This window comes from Endozoicomonas sp. ALC013 (assembly GCF_049310205.1).
Classification (GTDB): domain Bacteria; phylum Pseudomonadota; class Gammaproteobacteria; order Pseudomonadales; family Endozoicomonadaceae; genus Endozoicomonas.
Map to the genome: position 1 here is coordinate 1 of NZ_JBLYNS010000350.1, position 1,769 is coordinate 1,769.

2 protein-coding genes are annotated in these 1,769 nt (G+C 45.6%); both read left to right on the forward strand.

Features of this window, described 5'->3' with window-relative positions; all coding sequences use genetic code 11:
- Nucleotides 1–1,362 (forward strand): RAP domain-containing protein (locus tag ACO6V1_RS23755; RefSeq protein ID WP_422469042.1); only part of this gene is annotated, 1,362 nt, incomplete at its 5' end.
- Nucleotides 1,363–1,586: 224 nt separating this feature from the next.
- Nucleotides 1,587–1,769, forward strand: a 183-nt coding sequence (locus ACO6V1_RS23760; protein WP_422469044.1) for a hypothetical protein, incomplete at its 3' end; no start/stop codon positions are given.

A 1,769-nucleotide genomic window follows, 5' to 3' on the forward strand; every position in this document is an offset into this window, starting at 1 on the left:
GCTTCTTCAAGGCGTGGGCAATATAGACATACCAGAGTCAAACAGTGGGATAATCCCTCTCGCGCTTTCCCAGGGCATAACGAATTTTACCAATCTTCTGACGCACGCCCTTCTCAAAATCTAATGTTCCGCTCAGTGAACTCTGCTCAAGATTTCAATGCCCTCATTAAACAAGAAGTAATGGATGGTCTGGTGAGTAAATCGGATCGTTTCGGCCATCGCTATGATGGAAGAAATCACGGTCAATATGCCAGTTCAATTAAAAAATACACGTCAGCTGCTAAAAGACCGTTAAATCGAGCGGAACAAAGCCAGCTGATGCGTTTGCTGCAAAATTTCACAGCAACCCGGAGCTGGAATTGGCGAAGCCTGACGACAACACTGCATTCCTTTACTTCAGCGGGTGTTTTTACCCTCCATAACCCCATAGATGAGCGTGTTGAGCGTACTCAAGCTGCCTTATTGTCAACGCTACTTGATGCAATAATATTTCACTGCAACCAAAAACCTGAAGCGAGGAATATTGATCCCCAAGGCATAGCCAATCTGCTGTGGGCCATGGCGAAACTGGGTGAGCTCGTTGAGTTGAACGTGGTTACATCCACGTTCGAGTCGCTGGTGTACCGAATCAGTGAAAACCCTCAACTCTCTCAGAAAGCCATATTGATGTCTCTCTGGGGAGTAATGGTCTGCTGTGCCAGGCTGTCTCTGGTCTCCAATGCCAATAAAAATCACGTGCTTGAAAAGCCCATGGATGACCTTTTTACCCGTCTGAAAAATACATTCCTGCACAATGAAGAGGATCAACGCACCATTGCCCTGGCCGCAAGTTGGCTTGGCAGAGCGTGTCCGGTCGTCCCCCATTACCAGATAATGATTTCAAAACCTCAATCCGACTTCCGTGAACAACTCCAATCCCACATTCCATCTTTGAAGATTGAAGAAGAAAAGAGTCTGAATTCATTACCTCCGGTTGACCTGCTACTGCCAGATCACAACATGGTGATTGAAGTTCAGGGTCCCTCTCATTACGTGGGTGGTGATTTCAAAACCAGGAATGGTTCGACTCTGCTGAAAATCGCACTGCTGAGAAAATCAGGATTTGGGGTCATTGAAATCCCGATTAACATGCTTTGGAACCGGGATTCAATGAAACGATGTATTGATCAAATAAAGGCCAGGGTAGACATCTCGTCACAACGTCATGGCTCTGTATCACTTAAAAGAAGGTGGGCAGATCAGGCATACGTTACTGCTGATAGAGGCAGGCAACCCTCAGATCACGGTTACCTGACTGCCGAAGAACATTCAGATGAGCAAACCGGTAAACCGGCAAAGAGGAAGAAAACAAACAACCAGTAATTGCCTTCCTCCTATCATGACTCTAGATCCGTTTTCACACGCCGGAAAGAAATGCCAGTGTTGAACACCTGTTGCCCCGGATGATTTGAAAATAACGGGTTGATGGCATCAGGAGTAGATGTGTTTCCCCAACCGTTTACGTTTATAGACGTTGTAGCAAAATGAACTTTTGAACAAAACCGCAGTCTGCTTTTTATATTTTCATTAATTAATGAAATATAATTATGGATAGAACCTCTGCTGGTATCAGTGGTCAATACACAAGATCAAATAATGATTACAACCAACCAAATGACCATGCCGCTTCTTCAAGGCGCGGACGATACAGACATAACACAGTCAGACAATGGGATCCTCCCCCCCGCACAGCCCCAAGGCGTAATGAATTTTACCAATCTTCTACCGCG